At 62.4% G+C, this 290-nt stretch carries 1 protein-coding gene; it reads left to right on the top strand.

What is annotated here, in order from left to right; all coding sequences use genetic code 11:
- On the top strand, positions 1-290 hold a 290-nt coding region (locus G9F48_RS19385), incomplete at both ends, for a condensation domain-containing protein (protein ID WP_165409982.1).

Genomic DNA, 290 nt, shown 5'->3' on the forward strand with positions numbered 1-290 from the left:
AAACGGATGTATGTGCTCCAACAGCTTGAAGACGGCGGTGTCGGCTACAATATGCCGGCTGTGCTGGAACTGACGGGCCCGCTTGACCGCGGCCGGCTGGAGGAGACGTTCCGGCAGCTTGTGGAGCGGCATGAGTCGCTCAGAACGTCCTTTGAAACGGGGCCTGACGGCGAACCGGTGCAGCGCATCCATGACAGCGTGCCGTTTCAGCTTGATGAGGCCGAGTCAGCTGACGCATTCGTCCGGCCGTTTTGTCTGGAGGAAGCGCCGCTCTTCCGTGCGGCCCTCGT

The organism is Bacillus sp. EKM420B (genome assembly GCF_011065565.1).
GTDB classification, from domain to species: Bacteria; Bacillota; Bacilli; order Bacillales; family Bacillaceae; genus Bacillus; species Bacillus velezensis.